The organism is Vibrio sp. L85, assembly GCF_963871815.1.
Taxonomy (GTDB): domain Bacteria; phylum Pseudomonadota; class Gammaproteobacteria; order Enterobacterales; family Vibrionaceae; genus Vibrio; species Vibrio harveyi.
The window spans coordinates 1-255 of record NZ_CAWMYL010000186.1; the positions used below are offsets into that span (position 1 = coordinate 1).

Sequence of the window (255 nt, forward strand, 5' to 3'; positions counted from 1 at the left end):
CTCTGGCAAATGGATGTTTAAGAAATCCTTTGCGGTTTCTGGCACGGTTAAGAATGACTTGAACAATCCGTCATGTATCGATGTTGGTGTTTTCATTGGTACCGATCTGTATAGATTTTTACACATTATATCAGATATTTATGTAGATAGGATTTATTGCATTGATGTGAGTTTTTTTGTTGACTTTATTTTTATTAACTTCATACTTATGAAGTATGAAGTATGAAGTATGAAGTATGAAGTATGAAGTATGAA

Annotated in this window: 1 protein-coding gene; it reads right to left on the reverse strand. The window is 31.4% G+C overall.

What is annotated here, in order from left to right; translation table 11 throughout:
* A partial coding sequence (locus tag AACR11_RS19660) for an Rpn family recombination-promoting nuclease/putative transposase (RefSeq protein ID WP_139374587.1) occupies nucleotides 1-96 on the reverse strand: 96 nt, incomplete at its 3' end.
* Nucleotides 97-255 lie beyond the last annotated feature (159 nt).